This is a genomic window from Pacificispira sp., assembly GCF_965228185.1.
GTDB lineage: Bacteria > Pseudomonadota > Alphaproteobacteria > UBA8366 > Aestuariispiraceae > Pacificispira.
This window is the reverse complement of the sequence record NZ_CBDDHE010000004.1, coordinates 327356-343064: the sequence shown is the minus strand read 5'-3', so window position 1 is coordinate 343064 and position 15709 is coordinate 327356. Positions and strand designations below refer to the sequence as shown.

At 62.8% G+C, this 15709-nt stretch carries 15 protein-coding genes; 3 read left to right on the top strand and 12 right to left on the bottom strand.

The window, feature by feature from the left end:
- The first annotated feature begins 22 nt into the window (after positions 1 to 22).
- The gene (locus tag ACO06O_RS09910) at positions 23 to 1222 is read left to right on the top strand and encodes an adenylate/guanylate cyclase domain-containing protein (protein WP_421878929.1); all 1200 of its coding nucleotides are present in this window, start codon (positions 23 to 25) and stop codon (positions 1220 to 1222) included.
- Positions 1223 to 1228: 6 nt separating this feature from the next.
- On the opposite strand, the gene ACO06O_RS09905 is transcribed toward ACO06O_RS09910, so the two are convergent.
- Genes ACO06O_RS09905 through ACO06O_RS09880 form a run of 6 tightly spaced genes read right to left on the bottom strand, consistent with a single transcriptional unit; the run spans position 1229 to position 6070 of the window.
- Complete coding sequence (locus ACO06O_RS09905; protein ID WP_421878926.1) at positions 1229 to 1864, bottom strand: TPM domain-containing protein; 636 nt, start codon at positions 1862 to 1864, stop codon at positions 1229 to 1231.
- Positions 1865 to 1867: 3 nt separating this feature from the next.
- Positions 1868 to 2611, bottom strand: a complete 744-nt coding sequence (locus tag ACO06O_RS09900; RefSeq protein ID WP_421878923.1) for a TPM domain-containing protein — start codon at positions 2609 to 2611, stop codon at positions 1868 to 1870.
- Entirely contained in the window at positions 2608 to 3240 is a 633-nt protein-coding gene (locus tag ACO06O_RS09895; protein WP_421878920.1) for a LemA family protein, read from the bottom strand. The genes ACO06O_RS09900 and ACO06O_RS09895 overlap by 4 nt, the downstream gene beginning before the upstream one ends.
- A complete protein-coding gene (gene mazG, locus ACO06O_RS09890; protein ID WP_421878917.1) occupies positions 3237 to 4034 on the bottom strand; it encodes a nucleoside triphosphate pyrophosphohydrolase in 798 nt (265 codons plus the stop codon). Before mazG ends, ACO06O_RS09895 begins: the two co-directional genes overlap by 4 nt.
- 22 nt (positions 4035 to 4056) lie before the next feature.
- A complete protein-coding gene (locus ACO06O_RS09885; protein ID WP_421878914.1) occupies positions 4057 to 4704 on the bottom strand; it encodes a LysE family translocator in 648 nt (215 codons plus the stop codon).
- 10 nt (positions 4705 to 4714) lie between these two features.
- Entirely contained in the window at positions 4715 to 6070 is a 1356-nt protein-coding gene (locus ACO06O_RS09880; protein WP_421878912.1) for a glutamine synthetase family protein, read from the bottom strand.
- A gap of 135 nt (positions 6071 to 6205) precedes the next feature.
- On the opposite strand from ACO06O_RS09880, the gene ACO06O_RS09875 reads away from it, so the two are divergent.
- Positions 6206 to 7036: a PhzF family phenazine biosynthesis protein gene (locus ACO06O_RS09875; protein WP_421878909.1), complete on the top strand. Its 831-nt coding sequence runs from the start codon at positions 6206 to 6208 to the stop codon at positions 7034 to 7036.
- Between the two features lie 17 nt (positions 7037 to 7053).
- Here the strand turns inward: ACO06O_RS09875 and ACO06O_RS09870 are convergent, their stop codons facing one another.
- From ACO06O_RS09870 to ACO06O_RS09855, 4 genes are read right to left on the bottom strand one after another with little or no spacing between them, the layout of a single operon-like run.
- On the bottom strand, positions 7054 to 8028 hold the full coding sequence (locus tag ACO06O_RS09870) for a LysR substrate-binding domain-containing protein (RefSeq protein ID WP_421878905.1): 975 nt from the start codon (positions 8026 to 8028) through the stop codon (positions 7054 to 7056).
- Between the two features lie 5 nt (positions 8029 to 8033).
- Entirely contained in the window at positions 8034 to 9452 is a 1419-nt protein-coding gene (locus ACO06O_RS09865) for an NAD(P)/FAD-dependent oxidoreductase (protein WP_421878902.1), read from the bottom strand.
- Positions 9427 to 10935, bottom strand: a complete 1509-nt coding sequence (locus ACO06O_RS09860) for an aldehyde dehydrogenase (protein ID WP_421878899.1) — start codon at positions 10933 to 10935, stop codon at positions 9427 to 9429. The genes ACO06O_RS09865 and ACO06O_RS09860 overlap by 26 nt, the downstream gene beginning before the upstream one ends.
- A gap of 3 nt (positions 10936 to 10938) precedes the next feature.
- Entirely contained in the window at positions 10939 to 11856 is a 918-nt protein-coding gene (locus ACO06O_RS09855) for a dihydrodipicolinate synthase family protein (protein WP_421878896.1), read from the bottom strand.
- Between the two features lie 267 nt (positions 11857 to 12123).
- On the opposite strand from ACO06O_RS09855, the gene ACO06O_RS09850 reads away from it, so the two are divergent.
- Entirely contained in the window at positions 12124 to 13779 is a 1656-nt protein-coding gene (locus ACO06O_RS09850) for an adenylate/guanylate cyclase domain-containing protein (RefSeq protein ID WP_421878893.1), read from the top strand.
- Here the strand turns inward: ACO06O_RS09850 and ACO06O_RS09845 are convergent.
- Positions 13776 to 14594, bottom strand: coding sequence for an inositol monophosphatase family protein (locus tag ACO06O_RS09845; RefSeq protein ID WP_421878889.1), 819 nt, complete (start codon positions 14592 to 14594; stop codon positions 13776 to 13778). The two genes, ACO06O_RS09850 and ACO06O_RS09845, sit on opposite strands and share 4 nt — an antisense overlap.
- Positions 14591 to 15607 carry an Ldh family oxidoreductase gene (locus ACO06O_RS09840; protein WP_421878886.1) on the bottom strand — a complete coding sequence of 339 codons (1017 nt, stop codon included), beginning with the start codon at positions 15605 to 15607 and terminating at the stop codon, positions 14591 to 14593. The genes ACO06O_RS09845 and ACO06O_RS09840 overlap by 4 nt, the downstream gene beginning before the upstream one ends.
- Positions 15608 to 15709: the final 102 nt, after the last annotated feature.

The following is a 15709-nucleotide window of genomic DNA, read 5'->3' as shown; positions in this document are numbered from 1 at the left end:
TTTCAGGCGGTATGGTCTCGGAATGTTGACGGATTGGATACAGCAGACGAGCGACTGGCTGGTCGACGAGAGCCTGCGCGGCACTCGGGCCGACCGCCTGATGAAGCATCTTTGCGAGCAAATGGTCGCCGGCGGCATTCCGATTACACGGGTGCATATCGCTTGCGGCCAATTGCATCCGCTGTTCAAGGCGTTTTCGGTCGTCTGGAGCCGGGACGACGGGTTGGTCCGGGACCGGTTCAGCTATCATGGCGCCTCAACCGACGCCTGGCAGCAAAGTCCGCTCAAGGCGGTTTTGAATGTCAATCGCCCGGAAATCCGGGCGAGAATCTTCAAGGGCGAAGGGCTGGAAGAGTTTCCGGTGATCCGCGAGTTCAAAGAGCGCGGATTGACCGATTACCTTTGTATGCGGGCGGGATTTTCCGAACCGCTTGATCGCGCGTTGGACGAGTTGGATGGCTGTATCGCCAGTTTCTCCACCGATGCCGAAGGCGGATTTTCCGATTCCTGTGTTCAAACGATCAAGCGCCTGTTCCCGCGCTTGGCCGTGGCCCTGAAGACTCTGGTGCGAGAGACCACGGCGCAGAACCTTGCGTCGACCTATCTCGGCAGCCAGGCGGGGGAGCGGGTGCTGCGCGGCCATATCCGGCGCGGCGACTGCGATACGATCCGTGCGGCAGTCTGGTATTCCGACATGCGGGATTCCACCGTGACGGCCGATAAGATGGACCCGCGGATCTTCCTGGAACGTTTGAACCGGTATTTCGAATGTACAGCCGGGTCGGTCTTGGATCATGGCGGCGAGGTATTGCGTTTCATCGGCGATGCCGTCCTGGCGATCTTTCCGATCAATGGGCCGGGCGGTGCGGAACGGGCAGGGCGTATGGCGGTTTCCGCGGCGCGGGATACGATCCGGCGCCTTGAGGAGCTGAATGCCGATCCGCCGCCGCATGATCGCGACCCGATCCGGTTCGGGCTTGGTCTGCATGTCGGCGATGTGCTCTATGGCAATATCGGCGTCGCGGAACGCCTGGAGTTTTCGGTCATCGGACCGACGGCGAACGAGGTCGCCCGTCTGGAGGATCTGACCAAGCCGTTGGACCGTTCGATCCTGGCGTCGGACGCCTTCATCGCGCTGGCCCATGCCGATTGGGAGGCGATGGGTAGTCACCGCCTTCGCGGTGTGACGGAACCGCAGCCGATTTATGCCTTAAACGTCTGACCCTGGTCAGCCGATCACGACCAATCGGTCGGGAAGGGCGTTTCGATCCTTGGGCTCTGCAACAGGGGCGACGCGGCACAGGATCTCTCCGATATCGGCGATGGCTGCCTCGAACCCTTCCGCGACCTTGCCTTGCCGCACCAGTCCCGTGAAATCGTCCACGGCTTTTTGCCATTCGGCATTGTCGACCCTGTCGGCCAGGCCCTGATCGGCGAGAATTTCGACGTAATGCTCCGCCACGCTGACGAACAGCAGCACGCCGCAATGGTTCGGGGCGAGATGAACCGATTGTTCCACAAACTGTTCCCGCGCCATGCGCGCCGCCCGGCGGTGCTTGATATAGCGCGGCACCAGCTTGTGGCGTAGCGGGGTCCATTGGACCAGGGCAATGCCGACTGTCGCCAGGATCAACTGACCGGTATAAGGATCCAATGGAACGGGTAGGGGCCACGGGACGCCGAATACCCAGAAAATCGACGGGAAAACCATCGCCAGAAACAGGACCGTCAAGACCGGGATGTAGCGGTAGTCGTCCGATTGCAGCGCGACGACGGGAACGAGTTCCGCTTCGGTTCGGCTTTCGACGTTGCGGACCGCGTCGGCGATGCGCTGTGCATCGGGTTCAGTCAAAAATTTCGCCATTTCCTACCATCCTCCGGAGGCACCGCCGCCCCCGAATGACCCGCCGCCGCCGGAAAACCCGCCGCTGGAGAAACCGCCGCCGCTGGACCGTCCGCCAAAACCGCCCATCGTGCCCCAGGAATGGCGGTTTTGACGATGCCGTCTGCCGAGCATCTTGTCGGTTCTGTGATTGATGAACGCAATGATCGCGAAGCTTATGAAAAGGATGAGAATGAAGAACGTGATCGGCAGGTCGGAAGGACCTTTGTCCGGTTTCTCGGGCGCGGTCCAGTCGCCGTCGCGAAGCACTGAGAGGATGCTGAGAACTCCGGATTCGATCCCGCCGCCCATATCGCCCTTCTTAAAGGCGGGGACGACCACCGTGTCGATGATCGACTTGGCCGTCGCGTCGGGCATGTCGCCTTCCAGGCCATAGCCGACTTCGATACGCAGTTTGCGTTCCGTCGGGGCGATGATGAACAGCAGGCCGTTATCCTTGTCTTTCTGGCCAATGCCCCAATGACGGCCCAGCCGGTAGCCGAAATCGGCAATGTCATATCCCTGCAGGTCCGGCACAGTGACAACGACGACCTGATTGTCGGTCGTCTTTTCGTGCTCTGCCAAGATGCGGGTCAGCTTGGTTTCAATGGCCGGCGGGATGATGTCCGCAGCGTCGACCACGCGGCCGGACAGGCTCGGGAACTGCTGTGCCGCCGCGGTCTGGGGCAGCAGGATACAGGCAACCAGAACCGCGAGAAGTCGCGTCACGAGCCGAATTCCACCTTCGGCGGGGTCTGAAGCGCTTCAGGGTTCTCGACCGTGAAGTTCTCTTTCAACTGGGCGTCGGGATAGAGCAGCCAAACCCAGATCCGGCCGGGCAGGGTGCGGATTTCCGTATTGTAGCTCTGCACTGCCAGGATGTAGTCGCGCCGGGCGACGGTGATCCGGTTCTCCGTCCCTTCCAGTTGCGCCTGAAGGGTGGCGAAATTCTGGGTCGCGGTGAGCTGCGGATAGCGCTCTACGACGACCATCAGGCGCGACAGGGCGCTTGTCAGGGCGGATTGGTTCTCCTGGAACTGTTTGAACGCCCCTGGATTGGTCAGAATGTCCGGCGGGATCTGCATCTGGGCGACCTTACTGCGGGCTTCGACCACCGCCTGGAGGGTCTCCCGCTCGAAATCGGCCGCGCCTTTGACTGTCGCCACCAGATTGGGCACCAGATCGGCCCGGCGTTGATACTGGTTCAGGACCTCCGCCCAGGCGGCCGTCACGGCCTCGTCCTTGGTGGGAACCGCGTTGACGCCGCAACCGCTCAATGTCAGGCACAGCCCGAGCATCATCGTCAGTTTCAGAAGGATGGTTCTCGGTCCGGAAAACATGCCGCCATCGCCCCTCATTTGTTTTCGACACCTTTGACACTATCCCAACGGGCATCCATCTCGTCCAGGCTGCAATCGGGCAAAGTGCGGCCATCGCGCGCGAAGGACTGTTCCATTGCCCGGAACCGCAGTTCGAACTTGCGGTTGGTGCGGCGCAGCGCCTTTTCCGGATCGACATTCAGCATGCGGGCAAGATTGGCGGCGACGAACAGGATGTCGCCCATCTCGTCTTCCAGTCGATCCGGATCGCCACCGGCCTCGATCTCCGCGCGCAGTTCCTCGACTTCTTCGTCCAGATCCTTGAACACCCAGGACACTTCCGGCCAGGTGAACCCGACACGCGCCGCGCGTTTGGACAGTTTTTCGGCCCGCTGAAGGGCAGGTAAGGCCATTGCGACGCCGGACAATGCGCTTTCATCTTGTCCCTTTTCGGCGCGTTCCGCGGCCTTGGTGGCCTCCCAGCTCTGTTTGACCGCGTCCGGCGTATCGGCGCCGTCGGTCCCGAAGACATGCGGGTGGCGCCGGATCATCTTGTCGGCGATGGCCCCGGCGACCGCGTCGAAATCAAACCGGTCCTGCTCCTCCGCCATCCGGGCGTGGAACACGACCTGCAACAGCAGATCGCCCAGTTCGTCGCGCAGGTCATCCATGTCGCCGCGGGCGATGGCGTCGGCGACTTCATAGGCTTCTTCGATCGTATAGGGGGCGATTGTCGAGAAATCCTGTTCCAGATCCCAGGGACAGCCCCCGTCCGGATTGCGCAATTGCGCCATGACATCGATCAGGCGGTCGATATTCCGGCCGTTTTCCATGGTGCTCCGCATTCGGTTCGGGTTAACGGGCGACGCCTTCGGCAATCAGTTTGCCGCCCAGTGCGCCCAGAACTGCCCCGGCCGCCCGGTCGATCCAAGTCTTGGACCGCAGATACAGCGCGCGCGGCCGACGCGACGAGAAGGCGAGGGCGACGATGGCATACCAAAGCGTCTCCATGATGAAAAACGCCGTTGGCAGCACGATCAGCATCCAGAAAGGAATCGTGGGCGGGAGAAAGGCCGCGAAGACGCTGCCATAGACCACGGCCAGCTTGGGATTGCTGACCTGTATCAGGAACGCGAAGCCGAATGCACGCCAAGGCGATGATGCGGCCCGACCGCTCTCGGTTTCGGCAGATCCAATGGGTTCCTTCGCCCCGCGCCATATGCGGTAGGCGAGGTAAAGCAGGTACAGCCCGCCGCCAATTTTCAAGGCGGTGTAAAGCCAGGGGGCCTGCGAGATCAGGATATGAAGGCCCAGTAAGGCCAGCGCGCCGAACAGGGCCGCGCCCGCACCCATTCCCAGGGCAGCGGCCAGCCCGTCCCGCCGGCCGCCGGAAATCGCGATCCGGGTGACGAGCACGAAGCTGGGGCCCGGGCTGATCGCGCCGAGAAGGAGAGTGCCCAGAATGCCGAGGATCAGGGCAAATTCGGGAATGGCGACTGTCACGGGTCGTTCCTCACAGATACCATTGCATTTCGCGCGGCAGCGGCGCGGACAGAAGATCCAGGAACTCGTTGCTCTTCACGGTGTGGTAAATGTCGACGTAATCCGCGCCGAGATACTCCTTCAGGATCTCCGCCTGGGGCAGCGCGTCCAATGCGCGCCAGATCGTCAGCGGCAGGGCGGGATCGACCTCCTCACCGGCATTGCCGTCGCGCGGCGGCGAAACCGGTTCCAGCTTTCGGGACAGGCCATGGTGCAGCCCCGCCAACACGCAGGCCAGGGTCAGGTAGGGATTGGCATCGGCACCGGCGACGCGATGTTCGATGCGCTTCGCCGGTCCGCGGCCGGACGGAATCCGGAAAGCGACCGAGCGGTTGTCATATCCCCAATCGGTCGTGACCGGTACGAACAGGTTCGGTTCGAACCGCCGGAACGCATTCAGATTCGGTGCGAAAAAGGCCATCGATTGGCCCATCGTCGCCTGCAATCCCGCCATCGCGTGGCGCATGCGGGTCTCTTGCGAATCGACTGATTCGTCGAAGATATTCCGACCGTCGGAATCCAGAAAGCTGATGTGAATATGCAGTCCCGATCCGGATTCCTCCGCATAGGGCTTGGACAGGAAAGTCGCGTCCATCCCATACTGACGTGCGACGGATTTGACGCATCGGCGCAGCAGGCAGGCGTGATCCGCCGCCTGAATCGGATCGGCGACATGGTTCAGGTTCAATTCGAACTGGCCGGGCGCGAATTCCGTCGACGCAACCGAGGCCGGGACGCCCTGCGCGGCGCAAGCGTCGGTAATGGCCCCCAGGACATCCGAAAATTCATCCAGCGTGTCCATGCTGTAGACCTTCTTGGAATCCATCCGACGCCCGGTTGCCGGGGATCGCACGGGTAGGGGGCCTCCCTCCGCGTCGCGTTCCAGATCGATCAGATAGAACTCCAATTCCAACGCGACGACGGGCGTCAGGTTCAATTCTTTGAACCGGTCCGCGACCCGTTGCAGAACCTGGCGGGGCTCGAACGGGACGATGTCGCCGGATCCCGGGCGGCGCATCGACATCAGGACCTGCGCCGTCGGCTCCGTTGCCCAGGGCACGGTGCTGAGCGTTCCCGGAATGGGAAAGGCCAACGCGTCGGGATCGCCATCGGATACACCGAAGCCATTCGGGTCGCTGGTATTGCCCGTCGCGTCCAGCAGCGTCACCGCCGCGCACATGGTCAGCCCGTCTTTATAGAGCTTCGCCGCATCCCGGATCGGGTAGCGCTTGCCGAGCGCGAAGCCGCACATGTCGAACAGCAATCCGTCGATATATTTCGTCTCCGGATGATCCTGGAGATAGCGCTTGATTTCGTCTTGGGGCACGGGCGAGAACCTCTGGACTGAATGCGGCGGGAATGCAGTTCTGAAAATGTCCGTAACAGTGCATCGGACCGTCGAAGGACGCAATTGCCAAGAGCCGCGCGCCGGTAGGTAGCATCGAAGCTGGAGGACATGATCATGACGGTTCTGCGGATTGCCGCGTTCTGGAACGGCGATGCCGGGGGGAACCCTGCCGGCGTTCTGATTGGCGACACCCTGCCGAGCTCGGCGGAAATGCAGCGGATCGCGGCCGAGGTCGGGTTTTCCGAAACCGCCTTTGCCATGCCGCTGGGGGATGGATGGCGCGTCCGCTATTTCTCACCGGAATCCGAGGTTCCGTTCTGCGGTCACGCGACCATCGCCCTGGGCGCGGCGCTTGCCCTGCGTCACGGCGACGGGATCTTCGAACTTGAACTCAATCAAGCCAACATCACCGTGGAAGGGAAGCGGCAAGGCGGTGCCCTGTTCGCGGCGCTGCAATCGCCGCCGACGGACAGCCGGTCGGCCACTTCCGAAGAACTGGCGGCGGTGCTGTCGCTGTTCGGATTGACCGAAACCCATCTCGACCCGGCATTGCCTCCGGCCGTCATCCATGGCGGGGCCGACCATTTCGCGTTGACGCTCAAGTCCCGGGAGGCATTGGCGGCAATGTCCTATGACCTGGACGAGGGGCGGCGGTTGATGAACCGGCATGGCTGGGTCACGATCCTGCTGGCCTTCGCCGAAACTCCGGCCAAGTTCCATACCCGCAACCCCTTTGCGTCGGGCGGGGTCTATGAAGATCCTGCCACCGGCGCCGCAACGGCAGCCTTCGCCGGCTATCTGCGCGATATCGGCTGGCCCCATGGCGGCGTCATAGACGTGCTGCAGGGCGAGGATATGGGCATGCCGTCGCGCCTGACGGCGGAGATATCGGATGAACCCGGAGGCTCGATCCGCGTGTCCGGCACCGCACGCGTGATGGAATAGGGGATCCGTAACCGGACCTATTTCGCGCCCTGCCATTCGGCGATTTCGGCCAACAGGAATTGGACGAACCGTTCGGCGTGATCGCCGTCGCGCCTGCGTGGGTTCACTTTCAGGAAATAGGACCGCCCCGCATTCAGGGAATGGCCGTAGAACGGAACCAGACTGCCCTTCGCAAGCTGGTCCGCGACCAGGTGGCGCCAGCCCAGGATGACGCCCCGGCCCTGAAGCGCGGAATCGATCAGCGCGCCATAGCTGTTGGTCACGAATTGCGGGGCAGGCAGCGGGACATCGGGCGCGTGCTGGCGGAACCAGTCGGCCCAGGTCAGCGGATGCCAGGCGATGGCGTCCGAACTCCAATGCATCCGATGCAGTTCCATCAAGGAGACCGAGGCCAAATGTTCCGCCGCGTCGATCGGACCGTGGCGGCTGAGGAAATCCGGCGAACAGACCGGCTCGACCACTTCTTCGAACAGATAGATCAGGTTCGGGCCGACGGCGCTGCGCTCATTGCCGCAAATCACGGCAATATCGACCTCCTCGAAATCCTTCAAACGGTCGTTCTCGTCGGAGGCCAGCAAGGTGAAGCGAATATCGGGATGCGCATCCTGGAACCGGTCGGCGATGGGTTTGACGAAATGCGCGATGCCGGAATGTGTGCCGGCAATGGTCAGGACATCGCTTTCCACCGGCCGCCCGATGCGATGGATCGCGTCGCTCAACACATCCAACCCTTGGGCGACGGCGCCCGCGAGGGCTTCGCCTTCCGGGGTCAGCTCCAGCGCGTTGTGTTTGCGTAGGAACAATTGGCAGTTCAGCGCATTTTCCAGCGCCCGGATCTGTTGACTGACCGCCGCCTGGGTCACGTTCAATTCGCCGGCGGTCAGGGTGAAGCTCAGATGTTTCGCCGCGACCTCAAAGGTCGCGAAAGACCCCAGGGACGGCAGGTGACGCCGTTTCGAATATCCCTTTTCCCTGTCTTGAGGACCGCTCATCTCGTTCATTCATTATGGGCGCGCCATTCCTTCCATCGAATGAACAGGTTCGCGCCCAGTTTCGCAAGCGGCGCGGGCGGCAGGCGCGGCGGGTCCGGCTGGTCGGCGAAGTGACGCGATACGGCACTTTCCGTGCCCAGCGCCGCTTCGGCTGCAGCAATCCCGGTCAGAGTGCCGCGAACCGTCCCCAATCCGTTCTGAACGCAGGCGGCGTAGAGACCGCGATCCAGTTGCCTGGCGACCGATACGCCATTGCGGGACAGGCACAGATGCCCGGCCCAGGCATAGTCCATTTTCGCCGACGCCAGTTGCGGGAAACGGTCGTCAAATTTCTGACGCATCATCCGGGTGGCGCGGCGCATATCGCCATCGGTCGTCACCATGTCCGGCAGAAACCGCGACATGGTCCGGGTCACGATCCGGTTGCCGCCTTGCGCGGTTGCGATGCGGCGCAGGGTCGTGCCCATCGGGTCGGAAGGGGTGACGCCCCAGTTATCCGCGCCGCCCAGCCGGTCGAGCGTCTCTTTGGACAATTCTTCGGTCATGCAGGCGAACAGGAAGATGTGCATCAGCCGGCCGCGCGCGAAGCCGAAGCTTTCCAGATGGCCATTATTCGCCAGAAGGACCGCGCCCGCGTCGACACGTCCGGCGGCCGTCTGCAACGACCAGCCCTGGTCCAACCGGATGAGTTCGAGGACGGGGCTATCCTCGAAAATCGACACATGGTCGGCCAGACCGGCGGCGAGTCCGCGGATATAGCCGGCGGGCTGTAGCATCACGGTACCCGGAGTATACAGGCCGGATCGGTAGTGCCGGGACCCGGTCAGCGCATGCATTGCCTGCGCGTCCAGCAATTCGCTGGCCTCGCCTATGGCCGACAGATGGGCGGCATAGGCGATGTTTTGGTCATGCGCGCGGCCGCTTGCCGCGCCGTTGATCTTGCCGTCCCGGCGGAAATAGTCGCGCGAAATGCCGTATTCCGCCACGGCCTCCGCCCCGAATTCGATGGCGCGGCGGTTCAAGTCGATGATCTTGCGGTCGGATGCGGCGCTGTCGCCGGCGTAATCGTCAGAGGTGAGTTCGTGCGGCAGATCGATCATGAAGCCGGAATTTCGTCCGGCAGACCCTTGGGCGATCCGGCCCGCGTCCAAAACCGCGACGGTCGCGCCGGGGTCCAATTGCTTGAGCCGCCGGGCGGCGGACAGTCCGGCAAAACCCGCGCCGACAATGGCGAAGTCCACGACCTTTCTGCCTTCCAGGCGCGGATAAGGCGGTCGCGGTCCCAGAATGGCGTCCCAGGCGGCCGGACCTGCCAAGGATGGCAACCGTCGCGCCGAACGGGATTGGGGGTGGTGGGGCATGGCGCGGCCTGCAGGGGGCAGGGGGTGTGCCAGCCCCTCAATCGACCGCATCGCCTTCGTCATCGGTCAGATCCAGCCAGATCGTCTTCAACTGCGTGTATTGGTCATGGGCGTGAATGGAATTGTCCCGCCCGCCAAAGCCGGATTGCTTGTACCCGCCGAAGGGGGTCGCGATATCGCCCTCGCCGAAGCAATTGACCGTCACCGTTCCGGCCCTAAGCATTCGGGCGCCGCGCAGGGCACGCTTGCCGTTTGCCGTGAAGATCGAGGCGGCCAGACCGTAATCCGTATCGTTTGCGATGCGGATCGCTTCTTCAAAACTTTGGACTTCGATGACCGCCAGGACGGGGCCGAAGATTTCCTCCCGCGCAAGGACATGATCGGAAGAGGATATTTCGACCAAAGTGGGCTGCACATGGGTGCCGTCCACGGTGTCGCCGCCGAAATGGACCGTGCCGTCCTTTGCCGATTTCAGATAAGCCACGACCTTGTCGAAATGCGCCTTGGACACCAGCGCACCGATCCGCACCGACGGATCCAGCGGGTCGCCCAGCGGCCATTCGCGGATATGGGCCGCGATCTTTTCCAGCAAAGCCGGTTTGACGCCGGACTGCACGATCAGTCGCGATGCGGCCGAACAATTCTCGCCCATATTCCAGAACGCGCCCTGGATGACATGCGCCGCGACGCGGTCGAGGTTTTCCGCATCGTCCAGAACGATACACGGGTTCTTACCGCCCATCTCCAGGACAACTTCCTTCAAGTTTGAGTCGGCCGCGTAATGCAGGAAACGGCGACCGGTCTCCGTCGATCCCGTGAAGGAGATCATGTCGACATCCGGATGCCGCCCCAACGGTTCGCCGACTTCGGGCCCGGTGCCGGTGATCACGTTCAGGATGCCGGCCGGCAACCCCGCCTCGGCGGCCAGTTCCGCGACCATGAGGGCGGTGAGGGAGGTCTCCTCGGCCGGTTTCAGGACGACCGAACAGCCCGCGGCCAGGGCAGGGCCGATTTTCCAGGCCAGCATCAGAAGCGGGAAGTTCCAGGGCAGGACCAGACCGACCACACCGACGGCTTCGCGCACGATCAGGGCCATGTGATCGTCGGACGCCGGGGCGGTCTGGTCGTAGATCTTGTCGATTAGTTCCGCATGCCAGCGCAGGCAATGAATCGCCTCGGGAATGTCGATCGTCTCGCAGTCATAGATCGGCTTGCCGCTGTCCAGGCTTTCCAGCACCGACAGTTCGTGGCGACGGCGCTCCATTAGTTTCGCGAGCCGCAGCAGCACAGCCTTCCTGTCTCCCGGCGCCAGGCGCGACCAGCGTCCGTCCTCGAAGGCGTCGCGCGCCTTGGCGACAGCGAAATCGACGTCTTCCGCGCCGCAGGCCGCGACGTCGCCCAAGGCGATCCCCGTGGCCGGATTGACCGTCGCGAAGGTCTTGCCGGATTTGGCCGGGCGTAAGGATCCGTCGATGAAGGCATTTCCGGGTAGGGGGATCGACTTTGCGAGAGCCTGGTATTCGTCACGTGTCAGAAGATCGGTCATGGCTCAGTTCCCCGCCTTGATGTCGGCAATGGTGGTTTTCAGCACCGCGATGACTTGTTCCAGCTCGCGTTTTTCGTCCTTGTTCAGGCTTTTGAGGGGCGGGCGCATCGGGCCGGCCGGGATGCCGGAAACGGTTGTTCCATGCTTGACGCATTGAATGAATTTCCCGCCCTGCTCCAGAACGCGCATCAGCGGCATCATCGCCGACATGATCCGGCGGCCCTTCACGAAATCGCCGTGGATCACGCAAGTTTCGTAAAGAAAAACATGCTCTTCCGGCAGGAAGTTCGACCCGGCACAGATCCAGCTTCGCGCGCCCCAGGCGAAGAATTCCAGGGCCTGATCGTCCATGCCGCAGGACATCTGGATATGCGGATAATCCCGCGCCAGCAGATGGACGCGATTGATATCGCCGGAACTTTCCTTGATCCCGATGAAATTGCGCGACCGCCCGACCCGATCCAGGAATTCTTCTCCCATTTCCACGCCCATGCGGCCGGGATAGTTATAGAGAATGATCGGCAGGTCGGCCGCGCGATCGATGGCAAGGGCGTTCAGGGCATTTTCCCGTTCGGTCGGAACGGAGTAGGGCGGCGTTCCCAGCAGCAACGCATCCGCACCCATCTGTCGGGCACCGGTGGCCAGCGCGATACTGTCCTCGGTGCGCATCGCGCCGGTACCGACGATTACCGGCAGCCGCTTCGCGACACGCTCCGTAGTGAACCGCGCGAGTTCCAGTCGTTCATCGACCGTCTGCGCATAGTTTTCTCCGGTCGACCCGCCGGAAATCAGCCCGTGAACGCCTTTACCGATCAGGGTCTCAATCAGCTCGGCGAGGCGGTCCTTGTCAAAATCGCCACCTTTGGTGATTGGCGTGACCAAGGGGGTGTAGATGCCCTCAAGTTTCATTCTGAATGTCATCGGTTCATCCGGATCGGGTTTGGCCGTGAAGGTCATGGCGGAACGATGCAGGACCATCGTTCCGAACTGACATTTCCTGCAAACGGGATTTCCCATGACAGCGGCATAAGGCCGGGGTTATGGCTCGATATGTAATCGTGATAATGTATATTATGGAAAATATTGATATGCAATGAGACGTCGCGTATGGGATGTATATTGGGCGCCCGGGCCATGATAGCCTGATGCACAACTAGCAACCGCAACGTTTTACACTGTGGGATGGATATGACGATACAGGCGCGCCTGCGCGCGATCAGCGGGTCGATCCTGTTTCTCTTCCTGACCTGTCACCTGATCAATCACGCATTCGGGCTGGTGTCGTTCCAGGCCATGGGTGACGCGCATCGCATTCTGATGACGACCTGGCGGACACCGGTCGGCACAGCCTTCCTGTCGCTGGCCTTCCTGGTCCATTACGCGGTCGCCATCCTGTCGATCTACCGGCGCCGGACGATCAACATGACCGGCTGGGAAGCCGCACAGATGGCAAGCGGCCTGATTATTCCCATCCTGATCCTAGAACACATCCTGGGCACACGGATCGCCGAGGAAGTCGCCGGGATCGATCCGACATATCGGTATGTCGTCGCGGCGCTGTGGGTCGCGGAGCCTGTGACCGGGATTCTTCAGGGTATCGCAGTGGTGATCGCCTGGACCCATGGCTGCATTGGACTGCATTTCTGGCTTCGGGTGAAGGATTGGTACGGCGACTGGCGGCGGCCGCTTCTGGGTGTCGCGGTCGTGCTGCCGGCGCTGTCCCTGGCCGGATACGTGTCCGCCGGGTTTGAGGTTCTGTTCGAGTTGGAACGCGACCATATGGTCAACGCGATCCTGACCCAGGCACGGTTCGATCCGTCGAAAATCCAGCCGCTCCTTAAGCTCCAGGCGCCGCTGACGGCCTTGTTCGTCGTCCTGGGGCTGGCGCCGTTCCTGGGCCGCTTCGTGCGCGACCGGGTCTTGTGCAAGCCGCGGGTGGCGCTGCTGCTGCCGGACGGAACGCGGGTTCCGGTCCCGCTTGGCGCGACAGCTTTGGAAGCACTGCGCGCGGCCGGCCGGCCTCATGCCGCGGTCTGCGGCGGGCGCGGCCGCTGCACCACCTGCCGGGTGCGTGTCATTCAAGGCGCCGAGGCATTGGAATCCCCGGACAGCCTGGAAAATGCCGCCCTGCAGCGGATCAAGGCCTTGGAGGGCGTGCGCCTGGCCTGCCAGATCCGGCCCAAGGAACATCTGGGCGTTTCCCCCTTGCTGCCGCCGACGGCCACGGCACGGGACGGCCGCCAGATGGGCGGATTGGAAGGTGAAGAACGCCAGGTGACCTGTCTTTTCATCGACATACGGCGATCCACTAAACTGGGTGAAGAGAAGCTGCCTTACGACGTTCTGTTCATTCTCAATCAGTTCTTCTCGGAGATGAGTCATGCGATCGCCGAAACCGGCGGTCATTACGCACAGTTCAATGGCGATGGCCTGATGGCGCTTTACGGGCTTGAGACCACACCACAGGACGGGGCCAAGGCGGCGATCAATGGTGCGAAGGCCATGCTGCAGCGCGTTGAAAAACTAAACAAATCCTTGGAGAGCGAACTACCCTTCCCGCTCGCCGTCGGGATCGGGCTGCACCATGGCGAAGCGATTGTCGGGGCCATGGGCCCTCCCCGCGCGCAGATCACATCCGCCATCGGCGATACGATCAACATCGCCGCCCGGTTGGAAAGCCTGACCAAGGAACATGGTGTTCCGGTGATCTTTTCGCATGAAGTGGCGGCGGCGGCCGGGATTGTGACCGAGAGCCTGACCCGCGCCGAAGTCCCGGTCCGCGGCCGCGAGGCGCCGGTCCGTTTCTATCCAATAGCCGATCCTCTAGAAACCAACGCGCTCTAATCCCGGCTCATCAGGAATTGGCGAAGATCGCGCCAGATCTCGGCGCTCGGCGCGCTCAGCAGGCCGTGGACGCGGTCGCCTGCACGGTAAGGCGTGCCGTCGACCCTTTCCACCATGCCGCCCGCCTCGCGCAGCAGCAGCGCGCCCGGCGCGTGATCCCAGGGCCAGAGCCGACGGTAGAAGGAGAAGTGCCGCTTTCCCTGAGCCTGGGCCAGGAAATCCTGGCCCGCGCAGGATAAGGATGAGACATGGCCGAAACGGGCCTGTGCCTCGGCCCGGACCTGCTTTCGGCGCGGCTCCTCGAAATACCAGGCGTTGACGAGGCCGATCATGTCCTTTTCGGGCGGGGCCTCCGGTATGGTCAGGCGTTGACCGTCCAGCCAGCCGCCCGCCCCGTCGACCGCGATGGCGGTCCGGTTGGGCAGCGGATCGTGAATCCAGCCCATGATGGGCCGGTTGCGCTCGACCAGGGCGACCATCATGCAGAAGGTCGCACTGGACTTGGTGAAATTCTTGGTGCCGTCGACCGGGTCTATGACCCAAACCGGCCCGTCATCCTCGAACCGGCGCAGGATTTCCGGGTCTTTCGAATGCGCCTCCTCACCGACGATGAGGCTGCCCGGCAACAGGGCGCTCAGTTCCCTGGTCAGGAACCGTTCCGCCTCCAGATCCGCGACGGTGACGAGGTCGCCCGGCGCCTTTTCGATGATCTCATGGCCGCGCAAACTGTCGAAACGGGGCAATACGATGGTCTCCGCCGCCTCGCGCAGCAGCGCCTGGACTTTCGTGGTGTCGATCCGGTCCGCCAGGCTCACCCCTGCCCTCCTTCGGCATAGCCGCGCAGGGTCGCCAGCAGGTCGTCCGGCACGTCGACCCCTTCGGCTTCCGCTTTGGCCCGGTTCTCGTGCCGTCGGTTGCCCGGCAGGCGGACGCCATCCTGTTCCAGCATCGCGCCGAACAGCGTTTCGATCCGGTCGGCCATTCCTTCGCCGCCGAAACGGGCAGGATCGACGGCCAGATAAAATTGCCCGATATCCGGCGGACCGCCCTCGTCTCCCCCCAGGCTGGAGGCTTCGAAGGACCATTTCGCGCCGGTCAGGCCCCCGGCCATGATTTCGACCAGCAGCGCCATGGCGGCGCCCTTATACCCGCCGGACGGGGCCATTGAGCCTTCGCCGAGGACGGTATTGGGATCGGTGCAGGGATTGCCGTCGGCATCCAGGCCCCAGCCTTCCGGGATTGGTTCGCCCGCCTGGGCCTTGAGGGCGATGTTGATCCGGGCCGTGGCGGTGGAACTCTGATCGATGACCAGAGGCGGTCCATCGCGGCGCGGGACACCGAAGGCGATTGGATTGGTGCCGAACAGGGGTTTCTTGCCGCCGAACGGGGCCAACGCGGCGGAGGCATTGGTGAAGGTCATGCCGATCAGCCCGGCGCGCGCCATGCGGTCGCTGAACCAGCCGATGACGCCGGACGCATAGGAATGGCGGATGCCGAACCCGGCGATCCCGTTCTCGCGCGCCAGGGCATAGAAGGCTTCCTCCCCCGCCGTAAAGGCCGGGTGGCAGAAGCCGTTCCCCGCATCGGCCATCAGCGCGGAAGGTCCGGTTCGTGTCACCACGGGAACTGCATCGCCGACCACCTTGCCGATGGACACATGCCGGCAATAGATCGGCAGATAGGCCAGCCCGACATTCCGGATTCCCTCCGCCTCGGCATCCGTGATGCTCTGTGCCACGACTTCCGCGGCCGTTTCCACCGTACCCGCCCCGATCAGGGCCGCTTTGCTGAGCGCGTGAACATCTTCAAGGGAGAGGGTTTCGGGCATTTCCGGGTTCCTTGCTTTCCGACATCACGTCAACCTATCAGCATCGTGGAAAAGAAAAAGGCCGCCGGGTTGCCCCGACGGCCTTCTTCGTAACCAGGTGCC

Bases quoted from the DNA above. Each gene is read 5' to 3' on its own strand.
- ACO06O_RS09910 (WP_421878929.1), top strand. From the start codon at position 23: ATGTTGACGGATTGGATACAGCAGACGAGCGACTGGCTGGTCGACGAG.
- ACO06O_RS09905 (WP_421878926.1), bottom strand. From the start codon at position 1,864: ATGGCGAAATTTTTGACTGAACCCGATGCACAGCGCATCGCCGACGCG.
- ACO06O_RS09895 (WP_421878920.1), bottom strand. From the start codon at position 3,240: ATGAGGGGCGATGGCGGCATGTTTTCCGGACCGAGAACCATCCTTCTG.
- mazG (WP_421878917.1), bottom strand. From the start codon at position 4,034: ATGGAAAACGGCCGGAATATCGACCGCCTGATCGATGTCATGGCGCAA.
- ACO06O_RS09875 (WP_421878909.1), top strand. From the start codon at position 6,206: ATGACGGTTCTGCGGATTGCCGCGTTCTGGAACGGCGATGCCGGGGGG.
- ACO06O_RS09870 (WP_421878905.1), bottom strand. From the start codon at position 8,028: ATGAGCGGTCCTCAAGACAGGGAAAAGGGATATTCGAAACGGCGTCAC.
- ACO06O_RS09865 (WP_421878902.1), bottom strand. From the start codon at position 9,452: ATGACGAAGGCGATGCGGTCGATTGAGGGGCTGGCACACCCCCTGCCC.
- ACO06O_RS09860 (WP_421878899.1), bottom strand. From the start codon at position 10,935: ATGACCGATCTTCTGACACGTGACGAATACCAGGCTCTCGCAAAGTCG.
- ACO06O_RS09855 (WP_421878896.1), bottom strand. From the start codon at position 11,856: ATGACATTCAGAATGAAACTTGAGGGCATCTACACCCCCTTGGTCACG.
- ACO06O_RS09850 (WP_421878893.1), top strand. From the start codon at position 12,124: ATGACGATACAGGCGCGCCTGCGCGCGATCAGCGGGTCGATCCTGTTT.
- ACO06O_RS09840 (WP_421878886.1), bottom strand. From the start codon at position 15,607: ATGCCCGAAACCCTCTCCCTTGAAGATGTTCACGCGCTCAGCAAAGCG.